Raw genomic sequence first — 2,959 nt, forward strand, 5'->3', positions numbered from 1 at the left:
ATCCAGGGGTTAAAACCGCCTGGCTCTCATCTTCTTAGCTAACTTTTGTAGTTCTTTAGCTAAGTCAGAATCAATTTCCGACACCTTAGCTTTTGTCAATTTTAAACCGTCAACCGTTTTTATTGAACATATAGTCAAACTACGACGACCGAAAAAGGGGTCTGTCCACCTGAGACGATATAACCCCTTTATTGTTTCGATATTTATTTTTCCAATTTTCACTGGCTTCATCCTTTATTACTGGCCAAAAAATGAAGCTTAATCAAACACCACTGAGATACCTTGTTGATGACATGAATATCTTTAAGATCGCAAACTTTAAAGTCAGTTCTATCGCTTTAACCGATAAAATTACTCCAAGATTTAATGTCATTGAGGCGCTCTACCAACTGAGCTATAACCCCTAACCAAATAATTATTTATAATACCTAATTTTTTCTGTGTAAGTCAAGAAATTAATCAAAAAATTTCTACAATATTTTTATCGGACGATCTACCAGGGTATCTGGCCTTCTTGAGGAACATCATACCCTGATGACCAGCTTAAAAATATGTGTAGGAATGTTGAGACATTTGAGTTAGGTGAGTCATACAAGTACCCATGAGAAAATAAACCACCATCATTGCTGCAGCAGATATAGCAACTAAGATACCTGCTAGCATTAGAGAAAATTCTCGATGATGGAATGACTCTTGCATCAAATGCAGAGCCCAAGCAACTAAAGCAACATCAAGTATTAGAATTGTGACCAACATAAGTTACGTTTTGTAACAATTATTTTATTGTAACAACATTTCTTAAAAATATATCTAAGTATTTTTATTTAGAAAATCTCAAATAAAAGTTACAAATAAACTTAACTTTGTCTTACAGGCACTTGATGGCCAGCAAGATAATCTTTAATTTCTGCTATACTTAGTTGACCGTAATGTAGCAAAGAAGCTAGTAATGCTGCTTCTGCTTTACCTTCAGTTAAGGCCTCAAAAATATGCTGGCAGTTACCCGCACCCCCAGAAGCAATTACTGGAATCTGAACACTTTCTGCTATAGTTCTTGTCAGCTCTAAGTCATAACCTGCTTGGGTTCCATCAGCATCCATACTTGTGACAAGCAGCTCTCCTGCCCCTCTTTTTTCTACTTCTATTGCCCAAGCGATCGCATCCTTGCCAGTATTTTCTCGGCCACCTCGCACATATACATCCCATCCTGAGTTATCTGGATCTGAACGACGACGAGCATCAATAGCTACTACAATACATTGATTTCCGAAACGGTCACTAGCCTGATTAATAAAGTCCGGATTACGGACTGCTGCTGAATTTATACTTACTTTATCTGCACCTGCTCTTAATAAATTTTTAATATTTTCTAAGGATTGAATACCGCCTCCCACTGTCAGAGGAATAAAAACCTGCTCTGCAGTCCGATAAACTACATCTATTATTGTATCTCGGTCTTCGTGAGTGGCCGTAATATCTAGAAATACCAACTCATCAGCACCAGCATCATTATAGACCTGGGCTAGTTCCACAGGGTCTCCAGCATCTTGAAGATTCACAAAGTTGACACCTTTGACGACTCGGCCTGCATTAACATCAAGACAAGGTAAAATTCTTTTGGCCAGCATATAAATAAATTACTCTTAGATAGCAGAGTATATTATGGCCGATTTTAGAGTTGAGATTGATCAAGAAAATAAGTCTAGTCAGTCGTTACAAGATATTTTTGGGGAGGTAAAAATTAAGTAAATTTTAGATTGCGAATTTTATAGCAATGTGCGCTGGCATATTTACACATTATTTTTTGTAGGCCTTTTCTAGAATGCACTTTGAGCTGGGCCTTGTAAATACCTGAGCGCTCATTGCTATATCTCAATCAGGTGCTAGCGGGCAGGATGCCCGCACTAGGGCAAGATGCTAGCGAGCAAGATGCCCGCACTACAGAGGAATGCCTCAGTCGCAACAGGATTTTAACTTTTGACTTTTAATTTTTGACTTTTGACTTAGGATGATAGAACTGTGCTCAAGCACTAAATTCAGATAAACTATGGATTGATTAATACCACTCGAAGAACACTGTAAACAAAAATGGAAATTGGTCAAAAAGTTAAAGTAAAAGGTATAAAACAAAAGATACCTGGAAATATAATCAATCGATTGAAGCAAAATCCCATTGGTACAATCACAGAATTCAAAATGGTAGACGGTAGTGGAATTGGCTACTGGGTCCAATTTGAAGAAAAAATGGGCACTTGGTTTTTTGAAGATGAAATAGAAGCAATTTCCTAACGAATACTAAAAGTAGAGCATTAGGTATGAAAGTAAATTAGAAGAAAAGTATTACTTTTAGTCTTGCTGGACTTCCAGTTTACCTCTGCTTAATGCTCAATCTCTGATGATTCTTGACTAAAATCCAAAATCAGATAACATTTATCATGGCAGTCACCTTACTACTTCAACAACTGACGATTCCCCCCGGTCAAAGGTTGTTAATTAACAACCTAAAGTGGGCTGAATTTGAGTCTGTTCTTGAAGAGTTAGGTGAGCATCGCTCTTCTCGAATTGCTTACGATCGGGGAACTTTAGAAATCAGAATGCCTACACCAAAACATGAAGTTGATAAAGAACTCTTGGGTGATGTAGTGAAAATTTTGCTGGATGAGTTAGAAATAGATTGCGAGTGTTTTGGTTCTACTACTTTCAAGGGAGAAAGTATGGAAAGTGGTATTGAACCGGATCAATGTTTCTATATCCAAAACCATGCTCAAATGCGAGGCAAGCGACGGGTCGATCTGAATGTTGACCGAAAATTTGGGTCTCAAGCCTCCCCTTTTAAGGGGATAAAAAAAGAATATTCCGTATTTCAAGCCTCTGGCTTTCCTGCGGAATGCTGCGCAAACAGGCAGAGGTACTGATAACTGATAACTGATAACTGATAACTGATAACTGATAACTGATA

Annotated in this window: 5 protein-coding genes; 2 read left to right on the forward strand and 3 right to left on the reverse strand. The window is 37.8% G+C overall.

The annotated features are described in order from the left end of the window. Positions 1-9: 9 nt before the first annotated feature. The 3 genes from ACP6PM_RS35535 to hisF all read right to left on the reverse strand — a co-directional run bounded on the left by ACP6PM_RS35535 (position 10) and on the right by hisF (position 1,628). Complete coding sequence (locus ACP6PM_RS35535) at positions 10-222, reverse strand: hypothetical protein (RefSeq protein ID WP_426591580.1); 213 nt, start codon at positions 220-222, stop codon at positions 10-12. Between the two features lie 321 nt (positions 223-543). Beyond that, positions 544-756 carry a hypothetical protein gene (locus ACP6PM_RS35540; protein WP_293092259.1) on the reverse strand — a complete coding sequence of 71 codons (213 nt, stop codon included), beginning with the start codon at positions 754-756 and terminating at the stop codon, positions 544-546. A gap of 101 nt (positions 757-857) precedes the next feature. Further along, entirely contained in the window at positions 858-1,628 is a 771-nt protein-coding gene (gene hisF / locus ACP6PM_RS35545; RefSeq protein ID WP_426591581.1) for an imidazole glycerol phosphate synthase subunit HisF, read from the reverse strand. 460 nt (positions 1,629-2,088) lie between these two features. Between hisF and petP the strand changes: the two genes are divergently transcribed. Next, positions 2,089-2,289, forward strand: a complete 201-nt coding sequence (gene petP, locus ACP6PM_RS35550) for a cytochrome b6f subunit PetP (RefSeq protein ID WP_293092263.1) — start codon at positions 2,089-2,091, stop codon at positions 2,287-2,289. 146 nt (positions 2,290-2,435) lie between these two features. After that, on the forward strand, positions 2,436-2,915 hold the full coding sequence (locus ACP6PM_RS35555; RefSeq protein WP_426591582.1) for a Uma2 family endonuclease: 480 nt from the start codon (positions 2,436-2,438) through the stop codon (positions 2,913-2,915). The last annotated feature ends 44 nt before the right edge of the window (positions 2,916-2,959 follow it).

This window comes from Dapis brunnea BLCC-M229 (assembly GCF_050015995.1).
Taxonomy (GTDB): domain Bacteria; phylum Cyanobacteriota; class Cyanobacteriia; order Cyanobacteriales; family Microcoleaceae; genus Trichodesmium.